Origin of the sequence: Lentzea sp. HUAS TT2, from assembly GCF_051853195.1 — a bacterium.
In the GTDB taxonomy this organism is placed as follows: Bacteria; Actinomycetota; Actinomycetes; order Mycobacteriales; family Pseudonocardiaceae; genus Lentzea.
Genome location: NZ_CP196667.1, coordinates 5,005,904 through 5,032,577, shown reverse-complemented (window position 1 = coordinate 5,032,577; position 26,674 = coordinate 5,005,904). Strand labels below are relative to the sequence as shown.

The window sequence follows — 26,674 nt, the reverse complement described above, 5'->3', positions numbered from 1 at the left end:
CCCTCGTGACCACGCTGCACATCGCTGATGAAGTTGCCTCCGCGCTGGCCGGGAACCGGCCTGTCGTCGCTCTTGAGAGCACCATCCTGTCCCACGGCCTGCCCGCGCCGCGCAATCTGGCGGTCGCCGCACGCCTGGAGAAGGTCGTGCGGGAGGCCGGTGCCGTGCCCGCCACGATCGCCGTGCTCGACGGTGTGCCGCGCATCGGCCTGTCGGCCGCCGAGCTCGACCGCGTCTGCAACGCGGGCGACCTGGTGAAGCTCTCGCTGCGCGACCTCGGCCCCGCCTACGCCCTGGGCCGCAGCGGCGCGACGACCGTGGCCTCCACCGCCGCCCTCGCCCACCAGGCGGGCATCCGCGTCTTCGGCACCGGTGGCCTCGGCGGCGTGCACCGCGGCGCGCGGGAGACGTGGGACGTGTCCGCCGACCTCGACGTGCTGGCGACCACGCCGGTGCTGACCGTCTGCTCGGGCGTGAAGTCGATCCTGGACATGGGCGCGACCCTGGAGGTGCTGGAGACCCGTTCGGTGCCGGTCGTCGGCTACCGGACGTCCCGCTTCCCCGCCTTCTACCGCCGCGAGTCCGAGTTCGACGTGCCGTGGCGCGTCGAGACGGCCGCCGAGGCCGCCGCCGTGTTCGCGGCCGGTGGTCGCGGCATGCTGCTGGTGAACCCGATCCCCGCCGCGTTCGAGATGGACGCCGAGCTGCACGACCGCCTGCTGGCCGAGGGCCTTCAGAAGCTGGTCGACCAGGACGTGCGCGGCAAGGACGTCACCCCCGTCCTGCTGGACCACTTCCACACCGCGAGCAAGGGCGTCAGCCTCGACGCCAACGAGGAACTGGTCGTCAGCAACGTCTCCGTCGCCGCGGCCGTGGCCGTGGAGCTGTCCCAGTGAGGCCGGTCGTGGTCGTGGGCGACGCGGGCCTGGACGTGGTGGCACGCCACTCCGGCCCCATCGCCCACGGCGGCGACGTCCGCGCCAAGGTCACCATCGAGCCGGGCGGCGCCGGTGCCAACACCGCGGTGTGGCTGGCCGCGTGCGGCGCCTCGCCGGTCCTGGTGGCCCGCGTGGGCGCCGACTCGGCCGGCCGCCAGGTGCACGCCGAGCTCACCACCGCGGGCGTCCAGTGCGCCTTCGCGGTGGACCCCGAACTCGCGACCTGCTGCGTCGTCGTGCTGGTCGACGAGGACGGCCAGCGCTCGATGCTGCCCGACCGCGGCGCGAACGCCCGCTTCTCCCCCGCCGACCTGGCCCCGGGCTTGCTCACCGAGGCTCACGGCCACCTGCACCTGTCCGGCTACGTGCTGCTCGACGCCACCTCACGCCCTGCGGGGCTGGCGGTGCTCGAAGCGGCCCGAGCCGCGGGCTGGACGACGTCCGTGGACCCCCAGGCGGCCGTCCTGATCCACTCGGCCGAGGCTTTTCTGGAGGACGTGCGCGGGGTCGACTTCCTGCTTCCCAACGCGGACGAGCTCCTCGCGCTCACCGGGTCCTCTGAGCCGGCCGCGGCGAAGGCCCTGCTGTCCCACGTCGGTGCTGTTGTGGTGACCTCGGGCCCTGACGGTGCGACGTGGGTCGACGCCGACGAGCTTGTCTCAGTCCCCGCTGAAGCCACTGAGTGTGTCGACTCGACCGGCGCCGGCGACGCCTTCGACGCCGGGTTCCTCGCGGCCTGGCTGTCCGGCGCGTCCAAGCACGACGCCCTGCTCGGCGGGGTCCGGGCCGGCTCTCGCGCGGTCAGCGTCGTAGGCGCCCAGCCGCCCCGCTAGCCCCTCGGCCGACCGATATATCAGCTCCCGCGCTGATATATCGGTGCTGCCTTAACCGGCCTGCCACCCTGCCCGCGTGCCCTGCTCGGCATGCCGTCCACGCCTAGCCGGATGCAAAAGACGTTTGCGGACGAAGTCAAAAGACTCATTGCAAAGGCACGGGCGGCGTTGACCGGCGGTGTGATTCGAGCGGGTTCGGCGACTCAGCCGTCGATGACGGTGGTGCTCTTGGTGGCGATGGCGCGGCGCTCGACCTCGTAGCGGCTGGCCTTCTCGGTCTTGCGCGGCGGCCTGTCGTTCGCGATCAGCACAGCCATCCACGGCAGCGGCACGGACAGCACGATGAAGAACAGGGCGAGCCACCAGGTGTGCGCGAACAGGGCCGCGAGGATGAGGCACGGGAAGCGCAGACTCATCATGATCGCGTACTTCTTGCGCCGGGCGGCGTGCTGTTCCTCGTAGGACGGGGCCGCCTCGGTGATCAACACCGGGGTGTCGTTCCGGTCGGGACTGCTCACGACACCACCTCCACGTGTCTCATGCTCCCACGTCCGAGTGACCGCCGGGACACCCGGTCGGCGGTTAACATCCGCGGGTGGTCGCCCTTGATCGCCTCGTGGACGTGCTCGGCAGCCTGGGCACGCACCTGGCCTGCGCACCGAGGGGCCGCGACGCCGAGCTCCGCGGCGTCGCCCTGCACGATCCGGCCGAGAACACGCCGGCTACCGCAGGTGACGTCCTGCTCGGGCTGGGCACGCCGTCGGTCGCCGCGGCTGTGCGCCTGGTGGCTTCCACGGTCGCTTCCGCGGTAGTCCTGCACGGCAAGCCGCCGCTCGACGAGCGGGTGGTCGCCGCGGCCAAGAAGTCGGGTGCGGCCGTGTTGCTCGTGGACCCGTCGGTGCCGTGGAGTCAGCTCGCGAACGTCACGCAGACGCTGGTCAACGGCGGTACGCGGACCGGGGACCTGTTCGGGCTGGCCGACGTGATCGCGGGCGTGGTCGGCGGGCCCGTGACGATCGAGGACCAGCAGTCCCGCGTGCTCGCCTACTCCTACCGGCAGGAGGACGTCGACCCCGTCCGGGTGCAGACCATCCTCGGGCGGCGGGTGCCGGAGGAGGCGCGGCGGGCGTTGGACGAGTTCGGCGTGTTCACGCACCTCGCGTCGTCGGACGAGCCGATCTTCGTGCCCAAGCTGACCCCGCAGCTGGGCAACCGGCTCGTCGCCGCGGTGCGGGCGGGTCGTGAGCTGCTCGGGTCCGTCTGGGTCGAGGTGACGGGGCCTGTCGACGCGGCTCGGAGTGCCGCATTGGTCGATGGCGCGCGCACGGCGGCGTTGCACCTGTTGCGGTCGCGGGCGTCCACCGACCTCGAACGGCAGGCCGAGGCCGATCTGGTGATCAGGCTGCTCGACCAGCCGGAGTCCGCCGACGTCGTCCGCCTCGGGCTGCCGTCGGCCGATCTGCGGGTGATCGCGGTGCAGGCGCACGCGGGCGAAGGGGAGCACGGCGCTGCGGTGCTCGCCTTCCAGCGGGCCACGGCCGGGTTCGGCTGGTCGCGGCCTGGGCGCAGCGCGCTGTTCGGCAACGTCCTCTACACGATCATCCCCGCCGCCGACGACGCCGTCGGGTGGGTGCGCTCGCTGGTCCGGGAGCTGCCGGCGGAGGCGACGGTGCTGGCCGGCATCGGAGGTCCGGCCGAGGCGACGCAGCTGCCCACGTCACGGCAGGAGGCGGATGAATGCCTCGTGCTCTCCACCGGTACACCGGTCGTATACGACGACGCGTGGGCCCAGGTGTTGCTGCATCGGCTCGCCGCCGTCGCCGAGGCCGGGCGGCTCCCGACCCGTGGGCCGATATCCAATATATTGCGGTACGACGCCGAGTACGGGACGCAGTACGCGACGACGTTGAGGGCATGGCTCGCGGCCCAGGGTGACGTGCGGGCGGCGGCGAAGGCGCTCAACGTGCACCCGAACACGCTGCGGTACCGCATGCAGAAGATGTCCGAGGTGACGCCGCTCCCCCTCGACGACCCCGATCAACGGCTCGCGATGGCGATCGCCCTCCAGATCACGCGATGAAACACCGGGCGTGAAAACATCTCCACCCGTGCACCCCGATCTTTCTGTAGACCTGTGCGCCCGTTTGCGCGGGGCGTTCGAGACCGCCGGCTACACCGCGGACGGCGTCGTCGAGGCGCTCGGCCCCCAGGCCCACTCCGCGCTCGGCCGAGGTGAGCCCGAACCCGCCCGCCGCGCGAGCAGGGACGCCGGGACGCTCGGCACGCTCATCCGCCTGTTCCTGCTGGGAGACCAGGAGCCGGAACAGGACGTCCGCAAGGCGCTCAGCGGAGTCGACATCGACGACGCCGTGAAGAACGAGATCCTCACCAAGGAGCTCACGGCCGGGCTGGACGTGCGGCCGTACGAGGACAACTGGTGGGTGATCGCCGACCTCGACTCCGACCTGCGCGGCAGTGCCGTCCCCGAGGACCACGTGCTCGGCGTCGGCCACGCGTCCATCAGCCTCGCCCGCGCCACCAAGCGCACGCCTGTCCGCACGCTGCTCGACCTCGGCACCGGCTGTGGCGTCCAGGCCCTGCACGCCAGCACGCACGCCGAGCGCATCACCGCGACCGACCTGTCCGAGCGCGCGCTGAGGCTCGCGCAGGGCACGTTCCGCATGAACGGCCTCGACGTGGAGACGTTGCAGGGCGAGTGGTTCGGCCCGGTCCGCAACCGGCGGTTCGACCAGGTCGTCTGCAACCCGCCGTTCGTCGTCGGGCCGCCGCGCGTGGACTTCGTGTACCGCGACTCCGGCCTCGGCGGCGACGACGCGTCGGCGCTGGTCGTCCGGCAGCTGCCCGCGTTCCTCAACGAGGGCGGCGTCGGCCAGCTGCTCGCGTCGTGGGTGCACCGCAAGGGCGAGGACTGGGAGGAGCGCGTCTCCGGCTGGCTGCCGCGCGGTGGCATCGACGCGTGGTTCGTGCAGCGCGACATCGCCGAGCCCGCCCTCTACGTCGGCACGTGGCTCAAGGACGCAGGCGTCGACCCGCGCAGCCCCGAGGGCCGGCAGAAGGCCGCGGCGTGGCTGGACTGGTTCGAGCAGAACGACGTCCAGGGCGTCGGCTTCGGCTACGTGACGCTGCGGCGCACCGACGAGATGCACTCCCAGGTCATCTGCGAAGACCTGCGCCACGCCTACGACGACCCGCTGGGCCCGGAGGCCGCGCGCTGGCTCGACAACGTCGCGTGGCTGCGCGCAAACCCCGATCTGCTGGGCCAGCGGTTCCGGGTCGCCGACACCGTGCTCCTCGAGGAGGTGTCCGAGCCTGGCGACGAGGGCTGGCGCAAGGTCGTCGCGCGCCTGCACCGCACCGACGGGCCCGGCTGGCAGCACGAAGTCGACGAGGCGACCGCCAAGCTCGTCGCCGGTTGTAACGGCTCGCTTCCGCTGGAGGACCTGCTCGCACTGCTCGAGTTCGCTTACGGAGAAATCGATGCAGAAGCGGCCTTGCCGATCGTTCGTGATCTCATCCGGCACGGAATGTTGATTCCCGCGTGAAAGCAGTTGTGGCGCGCGTCACAGAAGCGAGTGTCGAAGTCGAAGGGGCGATCGTCGGCGCGATCGACGAGCCCGGATTGCTGGTGCTGCTCGGCGTCCATCACGACGACACGGCCGAGCACGCTCGCAAAATGGCGCAGAAGCTGCACGGGCTGCGGATCCTCGACGACGAGCAGTCGTGCGAGTCGACCGGTGCTCCGCTGCTGGTCGTCAGCCAGTTCACCCTTTACGGGGACACGCGCAAGGGCCGCCGTCCGTCCTGGACGGCGGCCGCCCGGCCCGAGCACGCGGAACCGTTGGTGAACGCCGTCGTGCAGGAACTACGCCAAAAGGGCGCGCGCGTCGAAACGGGACGATTCAGAGCCGAGATGAAGGTACGGAGCGTGAACGACGGTCCGTTCACGGTGATCGTCGAGCTCTGACTAAACGGTTCTCAGGCAATCCTCAGATTAGTCGCGCAACCGCTGTGACTGCGGTGACGTCTTCAGGTCATGGAAGTCGGGAACGAATTCGGAATCGTCTTCGTTACCCAGGTATCAGCCAGCTAGCGATGGGATCCCGAGCGGGCCCGCCGCAACCGGCAACCAGGGCGCAGCGCCGCGCCGCCTTGACCGCCACGCGCGACTGTCCTGACCGACAGCAGCGTTGCCCGCACCAGGGGGAGGGAGATCCATGACCGTCACGAGGATCTCCGACCGTGAAGTCGGAGAGAACACGCCCGCCGTCGTCGAGCACGAACTCGACGCGCAAGGACCAGCAGCCGACCTCGTTCGAGTCTACCTGAACGGAATCGGCAAGACCGCGCTCCTCACCGCTGAGGAGGAGGTGGAGCTCGCGAAGCGCATCGAGGCAGGTGTGTTCGCGCAGCACGTCCTCGAGACGGCCAAGCGCCTCACCCCCACCCGCCGCGAGGAGATGGGAGCGCTCGTCCGCGACGGCCGCCGCGCCAAGGACCACCTGCTCAAGGCCAACCTGCGCCTCGTCGTGTCGCTGGCCAAGCGCTACACGGGCCGTGGCATGCCGCTGCTGGACCTGATCCAGGAAGGCAACCTGGGCCTCATCCGCGCCGTCGAGAAGTTCGACTACACCAAGGGCTTCAAGTTCTCGACGTACGCGACGTGGTGGATCCGCCAGGCCATCACGCGTGGCATGGCCGACCAGGGCCGCACCATCCGCCTCCCCGTCCACCTCGTCGAGCAGGTGAACAAGCTCGCGCGGATCAAGCGCGACCTGCACCAGACGCTCGGCCGCGAGGCGACGACCGAGGAGCTCGCGAAGGAAGCCGGCCTCAACGTCGACAAGGTCGCCGACCTGCTCGACCACGCGCGTGACCCGGTATCGCTCGACATGCCGGTCGGCACGGAGGAGGACGCTCCCCTCGGTGACTTCATCGAGGACTCGGACGCGACCGACGCCGAGAGCGCCGTCATCTCCGGACTGCTGCAGGACGACCTCCGCCGCGTTCTCGCGACGCTGGAGCCGCGCGAGCAGGCCGTGATCCGGCTGCGCTACGGCCTCGAGGACGGCCAGCCGCGCACGCTCGACCAGATCGGCAAGCGGTTCGGCCTGTCGCGCGAGCGGGTGCGCCAGATCGAGCGTGAGGTCATGTCGAAGCTCCGTCAGGGCGAGCGCGCCGCGAAGCTGCGGGCCTACGCCTCGTAACCGGGGAGTCGTCACGGTCGGGTCTCACCCGACCGGCAGTATTGACTTGTGACTCAACTCACGGCACGGTCGGGCGTTACCAGAGCCACGCGACGCCCGTCGAAAGCCGGGTTAGCACGCGAAGGAAGGTCGGGGCGGCCGGGGGCCGCCCCGGCCTTCCGCACGTTGGGGGTCCGTAGCGAAGAACACGGTGGACGGGGACGGGAAGGCCCCCGTCAGGGCGGTACGGTTTTCTGATCCGAACTGCACACCGTTGGAGTTGTGTACCCCGTGCCCACCACATTCGAGTACACCGACGTCCTCCCGCTCGCGAAGGACACCGAGACCGAGTACCGCCTCGTCACCTCCGACGGGGTCAAGCTCATCGAGGCCGGTGACCGCAAGTTCCTGGAGATCGCTCCCGAGACGCTCACGCTGCTCGCGAAGGAGGCGATCCGGGACATCCAGCACCTGCTGCGCCCGTCGCACCTCGCCCAGCTGCGCAAGATCATCGACGACCCCGAGGCGTCCGGCAACGACCGCTTCGTCGCCATGGACCTGCTGCGCAACGCCGCCATCTCGTCCGGTGGTGTGCTGCCGATGTGCCAGGACACCGGCACGGCGATCATCATGGGCAAGCGCTCGGAGACGGTCCTGACCGGCGGTGACGACGAGCAGGCGCTGGCCCGCGGCGTCTTCGAGGCCTATCAGGAGCTCAACCTGCGCTACTCGCAGATGGCTCCCGTGACGTTCTGGGACGAGAAGAACACCGGGACGAACCTGCCGGCGCAGATCGAGGTGTTCCACAAGCCCGGCCAGGAGCCCGTGTACGAGTTCCTGTTCATGGCCAAGGGCGGCGGCAGCGCGAACAAGACGTTCCTCTACCAGGAGACGAAGGCGGTGCTGAACCCGAAGCGCCTCGCGTCGTTCCTGGACGAGAAGCTGCGTTCGCTCGGCACCGCGGCGTGCCCGCCGTACCACCTGGCGGTCGTCGTCGGCGGTCTGTCCGCCGAGCAGAACCTCAAGGTCGCGAAGCTCGCCTCCGCCCGCTACCTCGACAACCTCCCGTCGGAGGGCTCGGCGCTGGGCCACGCGTTCCGCGACACGGACCTCGAACAGCAGGTCCTGGAGCTCACGCGCAACTTCGGCATCGGCGCGCAGTTCGGCGGCAAGTACTTCTGCCACGACGTGCGCGTCATTCGTCTCCCCCGGCACGGCGCGTCCCTGCCGGTCGGCATCGCGGTGTCGTGCTCGGCGGACCGCCAGGCCAAGGCCCGCATCACGGCCGAGGGCGTGTTCCTGGAGCAGATGGAGCGCGACCCGGCGCAGTTCCTGCCCGAGATCGAGGGCGAGGACCTGTCCAGCGAGGTCGTCACCATCGACCTCACCCGCCCCATGTCGGAGATCCGCGACATCCTCACCAAGCTCCCGGTGAAGACCCGCGTCTCGCTGACCGGCCCGCTGGTCGTGGCCCGCGACATCGCGCACGCCAAGATCAAGGAACGCCTCGACGCCGGCGAGGAGATGCCGCAGTACCTCAAGGACCACCCGGTCTACTACGCCGGCCCGGCCAAGACGCCCGAGGGTTACGCCTCCGGTTCGTTCGGCCCGACCACCGCGGGCCGGATGGACTCCTACGTCGAGCAGTTCCAGGCGGCGGGCGGCTCCCTGGTGATGCTCGCCAAGGGCAACCGCTCCAAGCAGGTCACCGACGCGTGTTCGTCGCACGGCGGCTTCTACCTGGGCTCGATCGGTGGCCCGGCGGCGCGGCTGGCGCAGGACTGCATCCGCAAGGTCGAGGTGCTCGAGTACCCCGAACTGGGCATGGAGGCGGTCTGGAAGATCGAGGTCGAGGACTTCCCTGCCTTCGTGGTGGTCGACGACAAGGGCAACGACTTCTTCGCGGAGACGTCCGCACCGACCCTGCAGATCAGCTTCCGCCGCTAGACCTCGCGGTTCGCTCACGAGACCCCCGATCAAACAGTACGCTCGTACTGTTTTCCTTGATCGGGGGTTTTCGCTGTGATCCACCACGTGCAGGTCGCCTGCCCCGCAGGTTCTGAAGATGCCCAGCGCGCCTTCTACACGGGTGTCCTGGGCTGGACCGAACTGCCGAAGCCACCATTGCTCGCTGCCCGAGGCGGGTGCTGGTTCGAGGTGCCCGGCGGCGGTGAGGTGCACGTGGGCGTCGAGGACGACTTCCGCCCGGCCCGAAAGGCGCACCCGGCGTTCGTGGGCGACGTGACGCGGCTGGCCGAGGCGGTGGCAGCGGCCAGCCACCCCGTTGTCTGGGCGGACCCGGCGGAGATCCCGGGCAGGCTCCGCTTCCACACGTTCGACGGCGTGGGCAACCGCATCGAGTTCCTCGCCGACGCCTGAACTGATATATCGGCTGCCCCGACACCCCCTCCACCACCCTTTGCAACGAGTCTTTTGCGGACGAAGTCCAAAGAGTCATTGCTAAGCGGCTGGTCAGCGAGGTGCGCGAAGATCGACTGGTGCGTGAACGGTCAGTGCGCCAGCAGCCATTCGAAGGCAGCCGGGATCTGGTTGAAGACTGATATATGGCCGTCGTCCGGGGTCAGGCGGAGTTCGGCACCGGGATCCGAGAGGCGAGCCAGTGGCTGTGCGCGGGTGGGACGATGCCGTCGCGTTCGCCGTGCAGCAGCAGGGTGAGCCTGCGCGGGGCCGACGACCTTGCCGAACCACGGTCGGGCAGCAGGGCGGCGCACATGAGGGCGTGTGGTGCGCCGTCCTTGTCAACTACAGGCCGAGTGCCCGACGACGATGAACTCCGGGATGCCTAGCTCGTCGGCGATATGCGATATATCGGCGGCCGTGGAGGCCACCGTGCGGTCCCGGAACGGCGGTGGAGCCGCCGCAGCCGGGTCTGTCGCAGGACACCCACCGCAGGCCGTCCCTGAAACAGCGGTTCGGAAGGAAGACCGAGGTTGAGCGTGCCGTGGTGCCAGAACACCGACACGCCCGCACCCACGTCTATACGCGCACTACGCGATCGCCCTGGGGGAGATCGGCGGACCGCAGCACGAAGGGCTGGAAGTCCACGTCAGCGCCCCGCTCAGCCGGTTTCCTCGCGGGACTCGAGGACCAGGCGGCGATCGCCCAGCGGCGCGGCCAGGCGGACGGTCAGCGGCACCTGGCGGACCTCCTGCGTGCACACGGTGCCGGGAGGCTGCTTGGTGATCGTGACCAGCGTGATCTGGACGACGTCGGCGGACTGGCCGGTGATCTCGACACGGGCCTCCTTGCAGCCGCCGCCGACCCCGAAGACCTCGACGTCGCGGCCGTCGCCGAAGACGTAGGCCTCGTCGCGGTAGATGTCTGACAACGATGTCGTGTCGACCTTCTCCTTCGCCACGGGCGTGACGTTGGGCGGGACGACGGGCTTCTCCTCCGAGATCGAGACCGGAGGCTGGGCAGGGGCCGTGGGGTTCCCGCTGGACGAGCCCGTGCCGGGGGTGCCGCTCGAACCGGGCGCGGTCGTGCCCGTGGGCGCGCCGCCCGACGAGTTGGAGCCGGGAGCGCCCGACTGCGTGCCGGACGAGCAGCCGGCGAGCACGACGGCGAGAGCAACGGCAGCGACGGCGTTTCTCATGCGCACCATCCTCGCAAACCGGGACAAGAGGTCCCTGTTAAATGTCCTGCGAAATGTCCGGTCAAATGTTCCAGGACAGGACAGGAAATAGGGGAGATGCCCGGCCGGCGGGGCAGTTGCCGACCGGGCACCGTGGGGAGGAAGACCTACTTCTGTTCCTGCCGCGACGTCAGCACGACGGTGCGCTCGCCCAAGGGCTCGGTCACCTGCACGGTCAGCGGGGGGAAGCGGATGTCCATAGTGCACATCTGCTTGGTCAGCGGCAGCGTCTCGAGCAGTTCGATCCTCACCGTGGAAGCGTTCTGCTCCAGCACGGACGCGCTCGCCTTGCCGCATCCGCCTTCCTGGGCCACGACCCCGACGGTCTTCCCGTCGCCCTGCGTCCACACGGTGCGCGGATGATCCGGCGCCAGACCGTTGGCGTCGAGCTTCGTCACGGGTTTGCCGCCCGGCGGCATTTCACCGGGTGCGATGTTCGGTGGCACCTCGGAGGACGAGGTGGCGGTCGGCAGAGTCGGACCGCCACCTGCCCCGGTGCCCGCGTTCTGCGCACTGCCACAGGCCGAGATGACCAGCAGCAGGACGCCAGTGCCAACTACGGTTCCTATGTGCCTCATGGTCAAAGGACGGAACGGCAGTCACAACGGGTTGCAGCAACTTCTCTTCACAGTTAGCGGCTGACGGCTGTTACAGCCTCTCGCAAAGCTTCCAGCCGTGCCGCGGACGCGAGACCCCCGTGGTAGAGGTGGAACTCCTCCACACCGGCGTCCAGGTACGCGAGCCACTCCTTGGACAACGCCGCACCGTCGGCCGGCTTCGGCGGCAACCCCAGCACGTATGCGGCGATCCGCGTGTCCGGAGCAGCAGCGCGAAGAGCCTCGATGCCGGGCACGGCGACGTCGGGGCCGGGCCAGCACATCGTCGTCAGCACGTCGACGTCGGCGCCGACTCCCCCGGCCACGGTCGCGAACGGTCCAGTGCCCCAGGGATCCGCCGTCACGTGCATGCCGACCCGGATGGAAGGCGCGGCCGCACGGATCTCCGAAACCAGCTTCTGCCGCAACGACCGCACCACGCCGGTGCGCACGGCCTGAACGTCCTCCGCGAGCGCGCCCAGCGCTTCCTCGACACTGGACGCGCCGCGATCGACCCCGGCCCGGACCGCTTCACGCAGGGCATCCGGGTCGGCGTACAGGGCGGTGCAGGCAGAGCAGAAGCACAGCGACAACAGCTTCTGCTGCACCGCGTCCCAGTCCGTGCCGTCGGTCTTCTCGTGGTGCCCGCCGTGGAAGAACCCCAGCGGCCCGCAGGCCTCCAGGATGATCCCGTCCGGCGCGCCGAGCTCCAGCACCTCGGACACCAGCACCGACGTGTACTCGACGACGTCGGGCTGCGCGGTGCACAAAGCGTACGGGTAGCGGTCCCCGAACGCGTTCACCACGGTCACGTCCGGGTGCAGGTCACCGAGGCGCGAGTTGTGCGTCAGCACGGTCCACGCGTACACCGGCAGTCCGGCGGCACGGACCAGGGCCGCCGCGGCACCGAACGAGTCCGAACCGTCCACCCAGGACGGTTCGGCGGGCACCAACCGGCCGTAGTTCGACGAACGCACCGGCAGGTAGAACGCCGCGTGCCGCGCGTCGACCAGCCGATGCGACGGGTGCAACGGCGTCGCGGCCCGAACCGTGTGGTACGACGCGGCCACGGCGATCGCGTCGACTCCGAGTTCCTGATACCGCGCAACGGCTTCAGGATCTCCGATCAGGTCCCACGGGTAGGCGTGGACAACCGACTTCACCACCGGGGACGCTTCCTCTCGTAGCTCGGGTCGAACTTCTGCATGTAGCCCGTGTCGTCACGAGCCGTGATGCCGCACCGGACGTAGTTCTCGGCCATCCGTGCCAGCGCGTCCCGATCCAGCGAAACACCCAGGCCAGGGGTGACAGGCACCGGAACCGCACCATCCACAAAGGACAGCACGCCGGGCTCCACGACCTCGTCGGCGGCGTTCCACGGGTAGTGCGTGTCGCACGCGTAGTTCAGGTTCGGCGTCGCGGCGGCCAGGTGCGTCATCGCGGCCAGCGAGATGCCGAGGTGCGAGTTCGAGTGCATCGACAGGCCGATGCCGAACGTCTGGCAGATCATCCCCAGCTGACGCGACCGCTGCAGGCCACCCCAGTAGTGGTGGTCGGAGAGGAGCACCTGCACGGCGTCCTGCTCCACCGACGGCCGCAGGTGCTCGAAAGCGACCACGCACATGTTGGTGGCCAACGGCATCGGCGCCTTCGCGGCCACCTCCGCCATCCCGGAGATCTCCGGCGTCGGGTCCTCCAGGTACTCCAGCACGCCGTCGAGCTCCTCGGCGACCTTCAGCGACGTCGCCGTCGACCAGGCCGCGTTCGGGTCCAGCCGCAACGGGTGATCGGGGAACGCCTCGCGCAGCGCCCTGATCGCCTCGATCTCCTGCTCCGGCGGGAAGACACCACCCTTGAGCTTGATCGACCCGAACCCGTACTGCGAGATCATCTTGCGTGCCTGGGCCACGATGCCGGCGGGGTCGATCGCCTCGCCCCACTCGTCGGGCTCGGCACCGGGGTGCCCGTCCCACTTGTAGAACAGGTAGGCCGAGTACGGGACGGCGGAACGGACCGCGCCGCCCAGCAGGTCGTGCACGGGACGGCCGAGCGCGCGGCCCTGGATGTCCAGGCACGCCACCTCGAACGGCGAGTACACGCGGTCGACGGTGCTCTCCGCCGTGATCTTGCCGGTCAGGCCGTGCTTGTCCTGGCCCGCCGCGCCACCGAGCGCGGCGGAGACCCGCGCGTGCATCTCGTTCAACGCGAACACGTCGAGACCGATCAGGGAGTCCACAACGGACCTCGAGCGATCCAGGTGCCCGAGGTCGCCGTAGGTCTCCCCCAGCCCAGAAATGCCCTCGTCGGTGTGCACCTCGACGATCGTGCGCAGCGCCCACGGCTCGTGCACGCCGGCCGAGTTGAGCAGCGGCGGGTCCCGGAACGCGATCGGTGTCAGGACAATCTCGGTGATCTTCATTCCGAACGCCCTCTCAGCTCAGCAGTGCCTTGCCCGCGGCGATGATCTTGTCGAGCGCGGCCAGGTGCTCGTCGGCCGGGTCGACCAGCGGCGGACGCACACCACCGACTTCGAGACCGTTCGCGCGCACGGCGGCCTTCACCAGGGCGACCGCGTAGCCGGGGACCTTGTCCCGCAGCTCGACGAGGGGCTTGTAGAACTCGAAGAGGAACCGGTTCACGAGCTCGGTGTCGCCCGCTTGTACAGCGTTGTAAAAACCGATCGAGATCTCCGGCGCGAAGCAGAACACCGCCGACGAGTACAACTCGACGCCGATGGCCCGGTACGCGAGCTGGGTCATCTCCGCGGTGGGCAGGCCGTTGAAGAACTGGAACGGCTTGTCAACGTTGGCACGGACCGACAGCACGATGCGCTGCATCTGGTCGAGGTCTCCGAGGCCGTCCTTGAAGCCCACGACGTTCGGGATCCGCGCGACCTCGACGGCGGTCTCCGGCGTGAACCGCGCATTGTTGCGCTGGTACACGATGATCGGCAGTTCGGTGGCACCGGCGACCTCGGCCACGTACCGCACGAGCCCGGCGGCCGGGTTGGTCACGAGGTACGGCGGCAGCAGCAGGATGCCCTGTGCCCCGGCGCGTTCGGCGGCCTGCACGAACTGCTTGGTCTGCGCGACCGACCCGCCCGCTCCGGCGAACACCGGCACCTTGCCCGCGGTCGCCTCGACCGCGACCGCCACCGCGCGCTCGAACTCGCCCAGCTCCAACGCGTGGAACTCGCCGGTGCCGCACGCGGCGAACACCGCGCCCGGCCCGGCGGAGACACCGTGCTTGACGTGCTCGGCGAGCACGTCGTACGCGATGTTCCCCTCGCTGTCGAACGGGGTCACCGGAAAGAACAGCACACCATCGAGTTGCATAACCAGACTCATCCCTTGATCGCTCCGGTGGTGATCCCACGCAGGAAGGACTTCTGCAGCGACAGGTACACGATCAGACTCGGTACCAGCGCCAGCAACGCACCGGCCAGCACGATGCCCGTTCCGACCATGTCGTCGGAACGGAGCGCGAGAAGTGCGACCGTGAGCGTGTAATCGGAGGGGTCAGCGGCGACGATCAGGGGGAGCAGGTACTGCTCCCAAATCATGTTGAAGCCGAACACGGCGATGACGCCGAGCGCGGGCTTGCACAGCGGGAGAATGATCTGCGCGAAGAGACGCAGCTCTCCTGCACCGTCCACTTTGGCCGCTTCCTCCAGTTCATTGGGGATCTCCTTCATGAACTCCGTCATGACGAAGATGGAGAAACCCCAAGCCCCCAACGGGAGGATGACGCCGAGCAGGGTGCCCTTGAGACTCACGTGCACCAGCGGTAGGTCTCCGATCACCAGCGAAAGCGGGATCGCGATGACCTCCTCCGGCAACATCATCGTGGCGAGAATGACCAACAGTGCGATGGCCTGACCGCGGAACTTCTTGCGCGCCAACGCGTATGCGGCGAAAACGCTCACCGACAGCTGCAACAGCAGCGCACCACCGGCGATGATCAGCGAGTTCATCAGGTAGTGCCAGATCTTGTTCTCCGCCGCGACCTGGAAGTTGATCAGCGACGGGTTGTCCGGGATCACCGACAGCTTGGTCGGGTCGGGGTTGTGGTCGAACGCGCCGGAGAAGATGACCAGCAGCGGTCCGCAGAAAAGGATTACAGCGAGGGCGCTGAAAAGGAACCGGATGCCCTTGCTGACCCACGCGTCCGGGCGGGCGGACCAGCCGATGGCACTGTCGAAGCGACTTGAGTTGACGCTCATCGCGCCTCCTTCCACCGGCGGTACCACTGCACGCTGACCGTCAAAACCAAGGTAACCAGGAACAACAGCACGGAGCCAGCGGATGCGAGTCCGGCTTCGGACTGTTCGAACGCCGTGGTGTAGACGCGGGTCATCCAGACGTCGGTCGACCCCGCTGGGCCACCGCCGGTGAGCACGTACACCTCGGTGAAGACGCGCAGGCCGCGGATCGCCGCCAGCGTCAGGAGGATCGTGATGACCGGCCGCAACGCGGGGAGCGTGACGTTCCAGATCCGCTGCGGCGTCGTGGCACCGTCGATCGCGGCGGCCTCGTACTGCTGGCGGTCGATGCCCGCGAGCCCGGCGAGGATCAGCACCATGTCGTACGGCGCGTGCTTCCAGATGCCGACGAACATGACCGACACCAGTGAGGTGTCGGTGCTGTGGATGTACTCCCAGGGCCCGAGGCCGACCCACGAGATGAGCTCGTTGAGGAAGCCTTCGGGGGCCGGGTAGAAGAAGAGCCGCCAGATCTCGCCGATGACCGCGGTGGCCGCCACGACGGGCAGGAACACCGCGGACCGCACGAACCACAGCGACTTGGTGTGGCCTTCCAGCAGCAACGCGAGGAAGAAGCCGATCACCATCGCACCGACCGTCTGACCGCCGGCCAGCACGAGGGTGTGCCAGCTGGCGGTCAGGAACTTCTCGTCGGACAGGATCGCCGAGTAGTTCTGGAACCCGACGAAGATGTCGCCGAGGAACGGCCGGACCTCGAACAGCGAGAGCCGGATGCCCTCCGCCATCGGGATGAACTTGAAGACCAGGAAGATCAGCGCGGCGGGAAGCAGGAAGAGCCACGGGACGAAGGTGGCTCCCGTGAGGCGACGCCGGCGGCGTCGCCTCACGGGGTGGGTTTCGACGGCACCGCCGCCACTAGCCGTCGAGCCCACGTCTCGGGTGTCGCCGAGTGACTGGACAGCGGTCACTTCGACGCCTTCTGGTTGTCGAGCTCCTTCTTGAGCGCGTCCGCGAGAGACTTCAGCTCGGCCGAGGAGTCGGCGGGGCACTTGGCGAAGATCGAGTTCAGGGTCTCCGAGGTCTTCTGCCGGAACGGCGCGAAGTTCGGGACGCTCGGGAACGGCCTGGCCTCACTGGAGTACACGCCCGCCACGGTCGCCCAGCGCGGGTCCTTGTAGGTCGCGTTGACGTCGACGGTCTTGTTGACGGGAAGGCGCACGACCGGCTGCGGATCGCCCTTCATGCCTGCCTGCTGCGCCTCGGGCGTGATCAGGTACTCGGCGAGCTTCTTCTGGTCGGCGGTCTTCGCGGAGCCGGCCATCTGGTAGATGTTCTCGCCCTCACCGAGCACCGTGGCGCCGGCCGGTCCCTTCGGGGACGCGATGACCTCGTACTTGTCCTTGCCGACCGACTTGTCGAAGCGGCCGATCATGTACGGGCCGGTGAGGTAGATGCCGCTCTTGCCCGACTCGAACAGCGGGTGCGCGTCGTTCGTGCCCAGCGTCAGCGAGCCGGGCTGCATGACCTTGTCCTCACAGAACAGCTTGCGCAGCCGCTCGACCGCCCTGGTGGACTCCGGCGAGTCGATGCCGACGCGGAACTTGCCGTCGCCCTCGTCCTCGAGGATGTCGCCGCCGCCCTGCCAGATGTAGCTGGACGCCCACCACGCGAGGTAGCCGCGGTCGGTCGTCCCTGGGACGAGCATGCCGTAGGTGTCGTTCTGGCCGTTGCCGTCGGGGTCGTTGCGGGTGAAGGCCTTCGCGAGGTCGTCGAGCTCCTCCCACGTGGTGGGGATCGGCTTGCCGAGCTTCTCGCGCCAGTCCTTGCGGATCAGCGTGACCATCGCCTGGGTGGAGTAGGGGATGGCGTAGTACTTGCCGTCCGCGCCCTTCCCGTTGTTCCACGCGCGGTCGACGATGTCGCCGGCTCCCGCGAGGTCGTCCTTGCCGACCTCGGTCGTCCAGCCCTGCTTGACGAAGTTGCCGAGCGAGCCGGTGTCGGTGATGACGACGTCGGGGAGGTCCTTCGACGCGGCGCGCTGCTGCACCTGCTTGTCGAAGTCGTTGAAGATCGGCTTGTAGTCGACCTGCACACCGGTCTTCTCGGTGAACGACTTGAAGATCTTCTCGTAGACCTTCGCGGTTGCCTCGGTAGAGCGGGTCCACACCTCCAGAGGCTTGTTCGGGTCCTTGGACGACGCCGCCGTCGTGCCACCGCTGCCGCACCCTGCGAGCAACGCTGCCACACCGAGTGTGGCAATTGTCGTGGCTGTTCTACGGCGCATCGTCGGAGCCCTTCGTGTTCAGATATATGAACGTGGGTCGTACTTGTGAACCTGGGTCAGGACTGTAAGAATCAGCACAGCAACGTGTCAAGGGAAAGTTTCTTCCCTGTTTCGAGGAGGCTTCAGGTGGCGTCGCCGATCGGCAAGGGCACAGCTCGTCCCGGTGCGGTGAAGTCCGCCGACCGCACGGTGGAGTTGCTTGAGGTGTTGTCCGCGTCTGACCGCAGGCTCACGCTCACGGAGCTGCACCGCGAGCTCAGCTATCCCAAGTCCAGCCTCTACATGCTGTTGCAGACGCTGGTGGCGCGCGGCTGGGTGGAGGTCGACGCGGACCGCGGCACCTACGGCATCGGCGTGCGCGCACTGCTCGTCGGTACGTCCTATTTGGACCACGACCCCGTTGTGCGCGCGGCGATCCGGGTGATGGAGCAGGTCCGCCAGGACATCAACGAGACCGTCCACCTTGCCCGTTTGGACGGTGCGGACGTCGTCTACCTGGCGAGCCGCGAGTCCGAGCACCACCTGCGGGTCGTCTCACGCGTCGGCCGCCGGCTGCCCGCGCACTCGACGTCGCTGGGCAAGGCCGTGCTCTCGACGCGGACGCCGGAGGAGGTCGACCTGATCCTCCCGGCCGAGCTGGCCCCGCTGACGCCGAACACGGTGATCGATCGGGCGGCGCTGCACGAGCAGCTCGCCGGGTTCCGCAACGTCGGCTACGCGCACGAACGCGAGGAGAACACCCCGGGGCTGGGCTGCTTCGCGGTGGCGTTGCCCTACCGAAATCCCGTTCTGGACGCTATGAGTTGCTCGGTCCCCCTGGGCAGACTGGACCCCGAGCACGAGCGGCAGGTCATCTCCGCTCTGCTCGACGCCGCCCGGCAGATCACCGAGCTCCTCCGCCAGTTCGGTCGCTGAAGCTTTGCCGACACACCTGAACAAGACGGAGGGGTCCAACCCGTGACCGCACGCATCCTGATCACCGGCGCCGGCGGCGGGGTGGGCACGCTCATGCGTACCCGCCTCGCGGCGGAGGGCCGTGTCCTGCGGCTGCTGGACATCGCGGAGCTACCCGCGGCCGCCGACGGCGAGAACGTAGAGCTCGTCGAGGCGTCGGTGACCGACATGGCCGCGATGGAGGCGGCGTTGAAGGACGTCGACGCGGTGATCCACCTCGGTGGCCACAGCCTCGAGGAGTCGTGGGACAAGATCCTGCGCGTCAACATCGACGGCACGCACACGCTGCTCGAAGCCGCGCGCCGGCAGGGCGTTCGCCGGGTGATCCTGGCCAGCTCGAACCACGCGGTCGGGTACCTCGAGCGCGCCGACGGCGAGGCGGGCGACTACGCGTTCCCGCGCCCGGACACCTACTACGGCGTGTCCAAGGTGGCGCTGGAGGCGTTGGGGTCGCTGTACTCCGACCGCTACGGCATGGACGTGATCGCGATCCGCATCGGCTCGTGCTTCGAGACGCCGCGCGACGTGCGGATGCTGTCGACGTGGATGTCACCGGACGACGGCGCCCGCCTGTTCGAGGCGGCTCTGTCCTTCCCCTCCCCCGGTTTCCGGATCGTGTGGGGCGTCTCGAACAACAAGCGCGGCTGGTTCTCGCTCGACGAGGCCCGCGCGATCGGCTACGAGCCGCAGGACGACTCCGAGGAGTACGCGGCCGCGGTGCTGGAGCAGCACGGCGGTGAGCTCGACCCCTCGTCGCCCGCGGCGAAGTACGTGGGCGGGGCCTGGTGCGGTCCCGATTTCGACACGGCAGTCAAGGAGGCAGGGCGTTGAGCCACGTCGTTCAGGGATACAACCCGCGCACCGGTGAGCCGTACGGCGAACCGGTGACGAAGACCCCCGACAGCGAGGTGGACCACATCGCCTCCGCCGCCGCTGTCGCGTTCTCGGCGTGGTCGGTCGTTCCGGCGGCAGACCGCGCCGTCGTGCTGGAGAAGGTCGCGGACGCGCTGGACGCCGAGTCCGCGTTGCTCGTGGAGACGGCGGACGGCGAGACGGCACTGGGCGTGCCGCGGCTGACGACCGAGCTCAAGCGCACGACGAACCAGCTGCGGCTGTTCGGCGAGGTGCTGCGCGAGGGCAGCTACGTCGAGGCCACTTTGGACACGGCGAACCCGGACATCATCCCGCCGCGGCCGGTGCTGCGGCGCGTTCTCCGTCCTTTGGGGACGGTCGCGGTGTTCTCCGCCTCGAACTTCCCGTTCGCGTTCTCGGTGGCCGGTGGTGACACCGCTTCCGCGCTGGCGTCCGGTTGTTCCGTTGTGGTGAAGGCACATTCGGCGCACCCGTCGACGTCGCGCGAGACCGCGCGGGTCGTCGTGGACGCTCTTCGCGAGGCCGGTGCGCCCGAGGGCGTGTTCGGCATCGTGTACGGCACCGAGTCCGGCGTCGCGCTGGTGAAGCACCCGGTGGTGCGCGCGGTCGGTTTCACCGGGTCGACCGGTGGCGGGCGGGCGTTGTTCGACCTGGCGCAGGGCCGGCCGGACCCGATCCCGTTCTACGGTGAGCTGGGCAGCGTGAACCCCACGGTGATCCTGCCGGGCGCGGCCGGGCGTGAGGACATCGCCGCCGGGTTCGCCGCGTCGCTCACGATGGGTGTCGGCCAGTTCTGCACGAACCCCGGCCTGGTCTTCACGCCGGAGTCGCTCGTGCCCGCGCTGGGCGAGGCCGTCGCGGCGACGTCCGGTGGCGCGATGCTCAACGAGCGGATGTGCGACTCCTACACGGCTTCGACGGACGCGCTGGCGGCGTCGGACCTGGTGACCGTCGTGTCCACGGGCACGCGCCCGGACGAGGCGTGGGCCGTGGCCCCGCGCCTGTTCAGCGTGCCGGTGTCGGTGTTCGAGGAGAACCTCGAGAAGCTGACCGAGGAGCACTTCGGCCCCGCCGCACTGGCCGTGACGTACTCGGATCCCGCCGAGCTGCACTCGGTGCTGGCGAAGCTGCCGGGCACGCTGACCGGCACGGTGCACGCGGAGACGTCGGACCACGCGGAGGCCGGTCAGATCGCCGAGGTCTTGCGGCACGTCGCCGGGCGCGTCATCTTCAACGCATGGCCGACCGGTGTCGCGGTGGCGTGGGGGCAGCACCACGGTGGCCCGTGGCCGTCGACGACGAACCCGCTGCACACCTCGGTGGGCGCCACGTCGATCCGCCGCTGGATCGCTCCCGTGACGTACCAGTCGTGGCCGGACGCGTTGCTGCCGGCGGAGCTGCAGGACGCGAACCCGCTGGGCATTCCGCGCCGGATCGACGGTGTGCTCGGCGTGCACTGACAGGTTTTTCGGATGAGCGGGGCCGCTGACTTCACGTCGGCGGCCCCGTTCTCGTTGGGAGGACGTGGGATGGTCGGTCGTCGTGCCTACAACTTCATGTACCGGACCTGGGCGCCGTGGGAAGGCGGGCCCCGTGCCGAACTGGTGGACCTCGTGACGTCGGGACGGATCGCGCCGGGTCGCGCGATCGACCTCGGCTGCGGCAGCGGGGCGAACTCGATCTTCCTGGCGGAGCACGGCTTCGACGTGACGGGCGTGGACTTCTCCCCCGTCGGTCTGGAGAAGGCCCGGCGCGCGACACCGCCGTCGTTGTCGGTCGAGTGGCTGCAGGGAGATCTGACGGCCACCTCGATCCCCGGTGTCACCGGCACGTTCGACCTGCTCGTCGACTACGGCGTGCTGGACGACCTGGGCGGGCCGGGCCAGGAGGCGATGGCGGCGACCGTGCTGCGGCTGTCGCACCCCGGTTCGGTGTTCCTGATGTGGTGCTTCTACGACGAGATCCCGTGGTGGAAGCGTCGTGGCGCCCGCTTCCCCGGTCTCGCCGTGGGCGACGAGCAGCGGCTGTTCGGGGAGTCGTTCGCCATCGAGCGGCTGCCGGAGCCCGCTGCCGGGAGCGGTTTCGCGTGCTTCCTGATGAGACGCTCCTAGCCGGAGATTGATTAGTCGGTTAATACCAATACGGCGAGGCGCACGCCGTATTCGTGTCGGTGACATGTCACCAGCCCAACAGCAGACCGATGTTTAAATGAATTCGACAGCTCCTTTAGCGGCTCGCCGGTGCAAGATTGGTTATCGCACGGCTACGTCCAGGGGAGTGGGACATGACCGACCTGCGTTTCGCATGGCTGGAGATCACCGGCAAATGTCAGCTGAGCTGCACGCACTGCTACGCGGAGTCCGGACCGCGCGGCGACGAGGGCGTGCTCACCGCTCAAGATTGGTTCCGGGCCATAGACGACATCGTCTCAATTGGCGCGCGTTCCGTTCAGTTCATCGGCGGCGAACCGACATTGCACCCCGATTTACCGGACTTCGTCGACCGCGCATTGAACGGCGGGCTCGAGGTCGAGGTGTTCAGCAATCTCGTGCACATCGGCCCGCGCCTGTGGGAGACCTTCTCCCGTCCGGGCGTGCGCCTGGCGACGAGCTACTACTCCGACACGGCGTCCCAGCACGAGGCGGTCACCCGCCGGCCCGGCAGCCACGCCCGCACCCGCGCGAACATCGCCGAGGCCCTGAGCCGCGACATCCCGCTGCGCGCCGGCGTCATCGACATCAGCGCCTCGGACCACATCGGCCGTCAGCGCACCCGCGCCGCCCAAGCCGACCTCTCGTCGCTGGGTGTCCCCCACGTCGGCGTCGACCGACTACGCCGCATCGGCCGCGGCGCAAACGCTTCACTTGTTCCTGACCAGCCCGGCTTCGACCAACTCTGCGGCCGCTGCGGCCACGGCGCCGTCGCCATCTCGCCGTCCGGTGACGTCTGGCCGTGCGTGTTCGCCCGCAGAATCAAGCTGGGCAATATATTGGATACGGATCTGGCGACGATCCTGTCGACCACCAGTTTCACCGCGCCGGTCACCGCGGGCCCGTCATGCTGGCCTCAGGGCGGCGGTTCTTGCGCCCCGAACGACGACCCACCCCGCGCCTAGACGACTCGGTGGCTAGGCGCTCCCGACCAGCGCGGCGATCACCCTGGCGCACTCGACCGCCTCGGCCTTCGCGGTGTCGACCTCGACGTCGTAGGTCATCCCGCGATGTACGAGCTCGGCCTGCGCCTCGGCCATCCCGGCAACCCGGTCACCACGAGCAAGCTCCCGCCCGGCGGCGACGGCGGCGTCACACCGCACCCCGACCCACACCACGTCCAGCCCGTCCAGCGCCTTCTCCCACCGCCGCCGTGACTCGGCACCACCGAGGAACACGTCGTCCACGATCACCCGCGCCCCGGCGCGCACCATCGCGGCGACGCCTCCCATCCACGCGTCCTCCAGCACCCGGAACTCGGCCCCGACGCTGACCTCACCGTCGCCCGCGAACCCGATCCCCTCCGACCCGAGCCGCAACCGCGCCGGCATCACGTCGATCAGCGTGTCGACCCCGATCGCCAGCCACGCCTCCGGCAACACCGCCTGCAGGCACCGCGCGATCCCGGACTTGCCGGAGCTGGACCCACCGTTGAGAACGATCACCTGAACACTCGACGACACGCCCCGACCGTACCCAGCCCGCCCCATGCCCACGCCTCACCTCGCACCCGCCACACCCTTAGCAATGGGTCTTTTGACGACGTCGCCAAAAGACCCATTGCTAAGGCCCAGCTCAGCGCCCTCCGCCAGCTGATATATCGCCGACTCGCCCACGCCGGATGCAAAAAACGTTTGCGGACGAAGTCAAAAGACTCATTGCAAAGGTCAACAGCGCGGGGCGGAGGAAGTCAGCGGCGAGCGGCCCCGGCCCGTCGCTCCTCCTGCAACTCCCGCTGATACCCGAGGAAGTCGACCTCCAGCGTGTGCCGCTTCGACTTCACGTACCGCCGGCGCAGCCTCTCCCGGTACGAGGTGATCTCGGCCTTCATCTCCGGCACCGAAGGCAGCACCCCACGCCCGGAGATCAGGTCGGCGATCCACTCGGCCTGCGCCTCGGCCAGCGGCATGATCGCCCCCAACGGCTGGATCAACCCGAGGAAGTACAGCCCGGGATGAGCCGGATCCACGACCCGCCGATACAGCGACATCTCGTTGTCGGCGGACGACACCGCGGGGAACTCGGCACCCGACAGGAACGGGAACTCCACCTTGTAACCAGTGCAGTAGACGATCACGTCGACGTCCTCGCGCGACCCGTCCGCGAACACGACCCCGGACCCGTCCAGCCGCTCCAGGTTCGGCTTCACCGTGATGTCGCCGTGCCCGAGCCGCGTCAGCAGGTCATCGGACACCGTCGGATGCGCGGCCAGGATGGCGTGCGACGGCTCAGGCAGGCCGTAGTCGGAGAGCTTGCCGCGAGACAACCGCAGCATCGCCCGCAAGGACAGCGCCTGCAGCCAAGCAGGCGCGAACCGGGCCAGCGGCGAGGTCGTCAGATGATCGGTCGGCATGCCGAAGAGGTACTTGGGCATGATGTGCGCACCGCGGCGCATCGCGAGAAACGTCCGCGCGGACACACGGGACGACTCGACCGCGATGTCGCAGGCGGAATTGCCGATGCCGAGAACCAGCACCTTCTTGTCCGCGAATCGTTCGGGTGTCTTGTAGAAGTGAGCGTGCATCTGTTCGCCGTCGAACGAGCCCGGAAACGCGGGTTCGGGCATGCGCGGCGACCAGTGATGACCGTTCGCGACGATTACTGAACGATAGACACCCGAAATCTCGTCGCCCGTATCGCGATCGCGCGTCGTGACGGAATAGCCACCCGGCGCGACGGAAACGGCGGTGACCTCGGTCCGGAACCGGATGCGGTCGCGGAACCCGTGGTGCTTCACGAAGTCGTCGAAGTACTCGGCGATCTGGAAGTGCGACGGATACGCGGGCAGGCGCGCGGGCATCGGGAAGGACTTGAACTCCATCATCTGCCGCGAGGTGTTGATGTGGAGGGACCGATAGGCCGAGGACATGCCGTTGTCGTTGAGGTAGCGCCAGTTGCCGCCGATCTCCGACCCGGTCTCGAAGCAGTCGAACTCGATGCCGCGGGCGCCGAGCACCTGACATGCGGCGATGCCGGACGACCCGGCCCCGATGACGCACACGCGTTCCATAGGACTGAAGTATTTTCACGTTCAGACCGGCTGTCAATCACCCGGGCACGGCGGTAAATCGGACGAAATTGTCAGACCGGACCGCCATGATGCGCGCATGACAGACGCGATCGTGGCCGAAGGCCTGGTCAAACGCTACGGGTCGGTCGTCGCGCTCAACGGCCTCGACCTGCGAGTTCCCGAAGGCACCATCATGGGTCTGCTCGGCCCCAACGGCGCCGGCAAGACAACTGCGGTGCGGGTGTTCACCACACTGCTCGAGGCCGACGAGGGGTCGGCGAGCGTCGCCGGGCTCGACGTCCGCGCGCAGGCGGGCGAACTCCGCACGAAGATCGGTCTCTCCGGCCAGTACGCGGCCGTGGACGACAACCTCACCGGGTTCGAGAACCTCGACATGGTCGGCCGCCTCTATCACCTCGGCCGCAAGAGGAGCCGGGAGCGGGCCCGCGAACTGCTCGCCAGGTTCGACCTGGAGGACGCCGCCGACCGCCCGGTGAAGGGCTACTCCGGCGGCATGCGGCGCAGGCTCGACCTCGCGGGCGCGCTCGTCGCGAAGCCGGTGGTGCTGTTCCTCGACGAACCGACGACGGGTCTCGACCCGCGCTCTCGTCTGGGCATGTGGGAGGTGATCGAGGAACTGGTCAAGGGCGGCACGACCCTCCTGCTCACCACCCAGTACCTCGAGGAAGCCGACCGGCTCGCCGACCAGATCGCCGTGATCGACCACGGCCAGGTGATCGCCGAGGGCACCGCCGACCAGCTCAAGGACCAGGTGGGCGGCGAACGACTCGAACTGTCCGTCGCCACGTCCGCCGAGCTCGACACGGCCGAGACGACGCTGGCCGGCCTCGCCGTCGGCAAGATCGAGGCCGACCACCGCCAGCACCACCTCACCGTGCCGGTCGCGGGCGGGTCCTCGGTGCTGATGGAGGCGATCCGGATCCTGGACGCCGAGTCGGTGAAGGTGCTCGACATCGGGCTGCGCAGGCCGACGCTCGACGACGTGTTCCTCGCGCTGACCGGCCACCACGCCGCTGGGGAGGAAGAGAGGTGAAGCTGTTGCAAGCGCTCGCGGACGGCGCGGTCGTCGCCAAGCGCAACCTGATCAAGATCAAACGCGTACCGGACCTGCTGGTCTTCTCCACAATCACGCCGATCATGTTCGTGCTGCTGTTCGCCTACGTGTTCGGCGGCTCGATCGAGATCCCCGGCATGGACTACCGCGAGTTCCTGATGGCGGGCATCTTCGCGCAGACGGTGCTGTTCGGCGCCACCATCACCGGCAGCGGTCTCGCCGAGGACATGACCAAGGGCATCATCGACAGGTTCCGCTCGCTGCCGATGGCGCGCTCGGCCGTGCTGATCGGCCGCACCACGTCCGACCTGGTCAACAACGCGCTGGTCGTCGTCATCATGATGATCACCGGACTGATCGTCGGCTGGCGCATCCACTCGTCGCCGCTGGAAGCCCTCGCCGCGGTCGGGATCCTGCTGCTCTTCGCCTACGCGTTCTCGTGGGCGATGGCGTGGATCGGGCTGCTGGTGCGCAGTCCCGAGGTGTTCAACAACGCCAGCTTCATCTTCATCTTCCCGATCACCTACATCGCGAACACGTTCGTACAGGCGGAGAACCTGCCCGCGGGCCTACGGCACATCGCCGAGTGGAACCCGGTCTCCGCCGTCACGCTGGCCGCCCGTGAACTGTTCGGCAACACATCTCCTCTGCAACCGGCACCGGACGTGTGGCCGTTGCAGCACCCGGTGCTCGCGTCGCTCGGCTGGGTGGTGATCTTCCTGCTGATCTTCGTTCCGCTGGCCAACCACCAGTACAAGCGCGCGGTGGCCCGCTGAGTCCGTCGGCGCGGAAACTCCTTTGTGGACCAGCAAAACGCCGC

The 26,674-nt window shown here is 68.6% G+C and carries 27 protein-coding genes; 15 read left to right on the top strand and 12 right to left on the bottom strand.

Annotation, left to right across the window (positions count from 1 at the left end):
- The first annotated feature begins 5 nt into the window (after window positions 1–5).
- Window positions 6–896, top strand: a complete 891-nt coding sequence (locus ACSHWB_RS25280) for a pseudouridine-5'-phosphate glycosidase (RefSeq protein WP_439664457.1) — start codon at window positions 6–8, stop codon at window positions 894–896.
- Window positions 893–1,771: a carbohydrate kinase family protein gene (locus ACSHWB_RS25275; protein ID WP_439664456.1), complete on the top strand. Its 879-nt coding sequence runs from the start codon at window positions 893–895 to the stop codon at window positions 1,769–1,771. Before ACSHWB_RS25280 ends, ACSHWB_RS25275 begins: the two co-directional genes overlap by 4 nt.
- A 203-nt stretch (window positions 1,772–1,974) precedes the next feature.
- Here the strand turns inward: ACSHWB_RS25275 and ACSHWB_RS25270 are convergent, their stop codons facing one another.
- Window positions 1,975–2,289 carry a DUF3099 domain-containing protein gene (locus ACSHWB_RS25270; RefSeq protein WP_439664455.1) on the bottom strand — a complete coding sequence of 105 codons (315 nt, stop codon included), beginning with the start codon at window positions 2,287–2,289 and terminating at the stop codon, window positions 1,975–1,977.
- A gap of 77 nt (window positions 2,290–2,366) precedes the next feature.
- On the opposite strand from ACSHWB_RS25270, the gene ACSHWB_RS25265 reads away from it, so the two are divergent.
- The 6 genes from ACSHWB_RS25265 to ACSHWB_RS25240 all read left to right on the top strand — a co-directional run bounded on the left by ACSHWB_RS25265 (window position 2,367) and on the right by ACSHWB_RS25240 (window position 9,354).
- Window positions 2,367–3,851 carry a PucR family transcriptional regulator gene (locus ACSHWB_RS25265; protein ID WP_439664454.1) on the top strand — a complete coding sequence of 495 codons (1,485 nt, stop codon included), beginning with the start codon at window positions 2,367–2,369 and terminating at the stop codon, window positions 3,849–3,851.
- 28 nt (window positions 3,852–3,879) lie between these two features.
- Window positions 3,880–5,334, top strand: a complete 1,455-nt coding sequence (locus ACSHWB_RS25260) for a DUF7782 domain-containing protein (protein WP_439664453.1) — start codon at window positions 3,880–3,882, stop codon at window positions 5,332–5,334.
- Window positions 5,331–5,756, top strand: a complete 426-nt coding sequence (gene dtd / locus ACSHWB_RS25255; RefSeq protein WP_093599539.1) for a D-aminoacyl-tRNA deacylase — start codon at window positions 5,331–5,333, stop codon at window positions 5,754–5,756. Before ACSHWB_RS25260 ends, dtd begins: the two co-directional genes overlap by 4 nt.
- A gap of 250 nt (window positions 5,757–6,006) precedes the next feature.
- On the top strand, window positions 6,007–6,996 hold the full coding sequence (locus tag ACSHWB_RS25250; protein ID WP_439664452.1) for a sigma-70 family RNA polymerase sigma factor: 990 nt from the start codon (window positions 6,007–6,009) through the stop codon (window positions 6,994–6,996).
- A 261-nt stretch (window positions 6,997–7,257) separates the two neighbouring features.
- Entirely contained in the window at window positions 7,258–8,922 is a 1,665-nt protein-coding gene (locus ACSHWB_RS25245; protein WP_439664451.1) for a fumarate hydratase, read from the top strand.
- A gap of 75 nt (window positions 8,923–8,997) precedes the next feature.
- Complete coding sequence (locus ACSHWB_RS25240) at window positions 8,998–9,354, top strand: glyoxalase (protein ID WP_439664450.1); 357 nt, start codon at window positions 8,998–9,000, stop codon at window positions 9,352–9,354.
- A 202-nt stretch (window positions 9,355–9,556) separates the two neighbouring features.
- Here the strand turns inward: ACSHWB_RS25240 and ACSHWB_RS25235 are convergent, their stop codons facing one another.
- The 9 genes from ACSHWB_RS25235 to ACSHWB_RS25195 all read right to left on the bottom strand — a co-directional run bounded on the left by ACSHWB_RS25235 (window position 9,557) and on the right by ACSHWB_RS25195 (window position 17,693).
- On the bottom strand, window positions 9,557–9,709 hold the full coding sequence (locus tag ACSHWB_RS25235; protein ID WP_439664449.1) for a hypothetical protein: 153 nt from the start codon (window positions 9,707–9,709) through the stop codon (window positions 9,557–9,559).
- Window positions 9,710–10,054: 345 nt separating this feature from the next.
- Window positions 10,055–10,591 (bottom strand): hypothetical protein, encoded by a 537-nt coding sequence (locus ACSHWB_RS25230; RefSeq protein WP_439664448.1) that lies wholly within the window; start codon window positions 10,589–10,591, stop codon window positions 10,055–10,057.
- Window positions 10,592–10,737: 146 nt separating this feature from the next.
- Entirely contained in the window at window positions 10,738–11,208 is a 471-nt protein-coding gene (locus ACSHWB_RS25225; RefSeq protein WP_439664447.1) for a hypothetical protein, read from the bottom strand.
- A gap of 53 nt (window positions 11,209–11,261) precedes the next feature.
- Window positions 11,262–12,389 (bottom strand): hypothetical protein, encoded by a 1,128-nt coding sequence (locus ACSHWB_RS25220; protein WP_439664446.1) that lies wholly within the window; start codon window positions 12,387–12,389, stop codon window positions 11,262–11,264.
- Window positions 12,386–13,645, bottom strand: coding sequence for a glucarate dehydratase family protein (locus tag ACSHWB_RS25215; RefSeq protein WP_439664445.1), 1,260 nt, complete (start codon window positions 13,643–13,645; stop codon window positions 12,386–12,388). The genes ACSHWB_RS25220 and ACSHWB_RS25215 overlap by 4 nt, the downstream gene beginning before the upstream one ends.
- A gap of 13 nt (window positions 13,646–13,658) precedes the next feature.
- Complete coding sequence (locus ACSHWB_RS25210) at window positions 13,659–14,561, bottom strand: 5-dehydro-4-deoxyglucarate dehydratase (protein WP_439664444.1); 903 nt, start codon at window positions 14,559–14,561, stop codon at window positions 13,659–13,661.
- 8 nt (window positions 14,562–14,569) lie between these two features.
- Window positions 14,570–15,448, bottom strand: coding sequence for a carbohydrate ABC transporter permease (locus tag ACSHWB_RS25205; protein WP_439664443.1), 879 nt, complete (start codon window positions 15,446–15,448; stop codon window positions 14,570–14,572).
- Window positions 15,445–16,416, bottom strand: coding sequence for a carbohydrate ABC transporter permease (locus ACSHWB_RS25200; RefSeq protein ID WP_439664442.1), 972 nt, complete (start codon window positions 16,414–16,416; stop codon window positions 15,445–15,447). Before ACSHWB_RS25200 ends, ACSHWB_RS25205 begins: the two co-directional genes overlap by 4 nt.
- The gene (locus ACSHWB_RS25195; protein ID WP_439664441.1) at window positions 16,413–17,693 is read right to left on the bottom strand and encodes an ABC transporter substrate-binding protein; all 1,281 of its coding nucleotides are present in this window, start codon (window positions 17,691–17,693) and stop codon (window positions 16,413–16,415) included. The genes ACSHWB_RS25200 and ACSHWB_RS25195 overlap by 4 nt, the downstream gene beginning before the upstream one ends.
- Before the next feature lie 165 nt (window positions 17,694–17,858).
- Here ACSHWB_RS25195 and ACSHWB_RS25190 point away from each other — a divergent pair, with 165 nt between their 5' ends.
- The 5 genes from ACSHWB_RS25190 to ACSHWB_RS25170 all read left to right on the top strand — a co-directional run bounded on the left by ACSHWB_RS25190 (window position 17,859) and on the right by ACSHWB_RS25170 (window position 22,674).
- Window positions 17,859–18,647, top strand: a complete 789-nt coding sequence (locus ACSHWB_RS25190; RefSeq protein ID WP_319978253.1) for an IclR family transcriptional regulator — start codon at window positions 17,859–17,861, stop codon at window positions 18,645–18,647.
- 42 nt (window positions 18,648–18,689) lie between these two features.
- On the top strand, window positions 18,690–19,517 hold the full coding sequence (locus ACSHWB_RS25185; protein WP_439664440.1) for an NAD-dependent epimerase/dehydratase family protein: 828 nt from the start codon (window positions 18,690–18,692) through the stop codon (window positions 19,515–19,517).
- Window positions 19,514–21,019, top strand: a complete 1,506-nt coding sequence (locus ACSHWB_RS25180) for an aldehyde dehydrogenase (NADP(+)) (protein ID WP_439664439.1) — start codon at window positions 19,514–19,516, stop codon at window positions 21,017–21,019. Before ACSHWB_RS25185 ends, ACSHWB_RS25180 begins: the two co-directional genes overlap by 4 nt.
- 12 nt (window positions 21,020–21,031) lie before the next feature.
- Window positions 21,032–21,670: a class I SAM-dependent methyltransferase gene (locus ACSHWB_RS25175; RefSeq protein WP_439664438.1), complete on the top strand. Its 639-nt coding sequence runs from the start codon at window positions 21,032–21,034 to the stop codon at window positions 21,668–21,670.
- A gap of 173 nt (window positions 21,671–21,843) precedes the next feature.
- Window positions 21,844–22,674, top strand: coding sequence for a radical SAM protein (locus ACSHWB_RS25170; RefSeq protein WP_439664437.1), 831 nt, complete (start codon window positions 21,844–21,846; stop codon window positions 22,672–22,674).
- Between the two features lie 12 nt (window positions 22,675–22,686).
- Here the strand turns inward: ACSHWB_RS25170 and cpt are convergent, their stop codons facing one another.
- Both cpt and ACSHWB_RS25160 read right to left on the bottom strand, forming a co-directional pair.
- Complete coding sequence (gene cpt / locus ACSHWB_RS25165; RefSeq protein WP_439664436.1) at window positions 22,687–23,232, bottom strand: chloramphenicol phosphotransferase CPT; 546 nt, start codon at window positions 23,230–23,232, stop codon at window positions 22,687–22,689.
- Window positions 23,233–23,459: 227 nt separating this feature from the next.
- Window positions 23,460–24,779, bottom strand: a complete 1,320-nt coding sequence (locus tag ACSHWB_RS25160) for a flavin-containing monooxygenase (RefSeq protein WP_439664435.1) — start codon at window positions 24,777–24,779, stop codon at window positions 23,460–23,462.
- 97 nt (window positions 24,780–24,876) lie between these two features.
- Here ACSHWB_RS25160 and ACSHWB_RS25155 point away from each other — a divergent pair, with 97 nt between their 5' ends.
- Window positions 24,877–25,833: an ATP-binding cassette domain-containing protein gene (locus tag ACSHWB_RS25155; RefSeq protein WP_439664434.1), complete on the top strand. Its 957-nt coding sequence runs from the start codon at window positions 24,877–24,879 to the stop codon at window positions 25,831–25,833.
- Window positions 25,830–26,630: an ABC transporter permease gene (locus ACSHWB_RS25150; protein ID WP_439664433.1), complete on the top strand. Its 801-nt coding sequence runs from the start codon at window positions 25,830–25,832 to the stop codon at window positions 26,628–26,630. Before ACSHWB_RS25155 ends, ACSHWB_RS25150 begins: the two co-directional genes overlap by 4 nt.
- Window positions 26,631–26,674 lie beyond the last annotated feature (44 nt).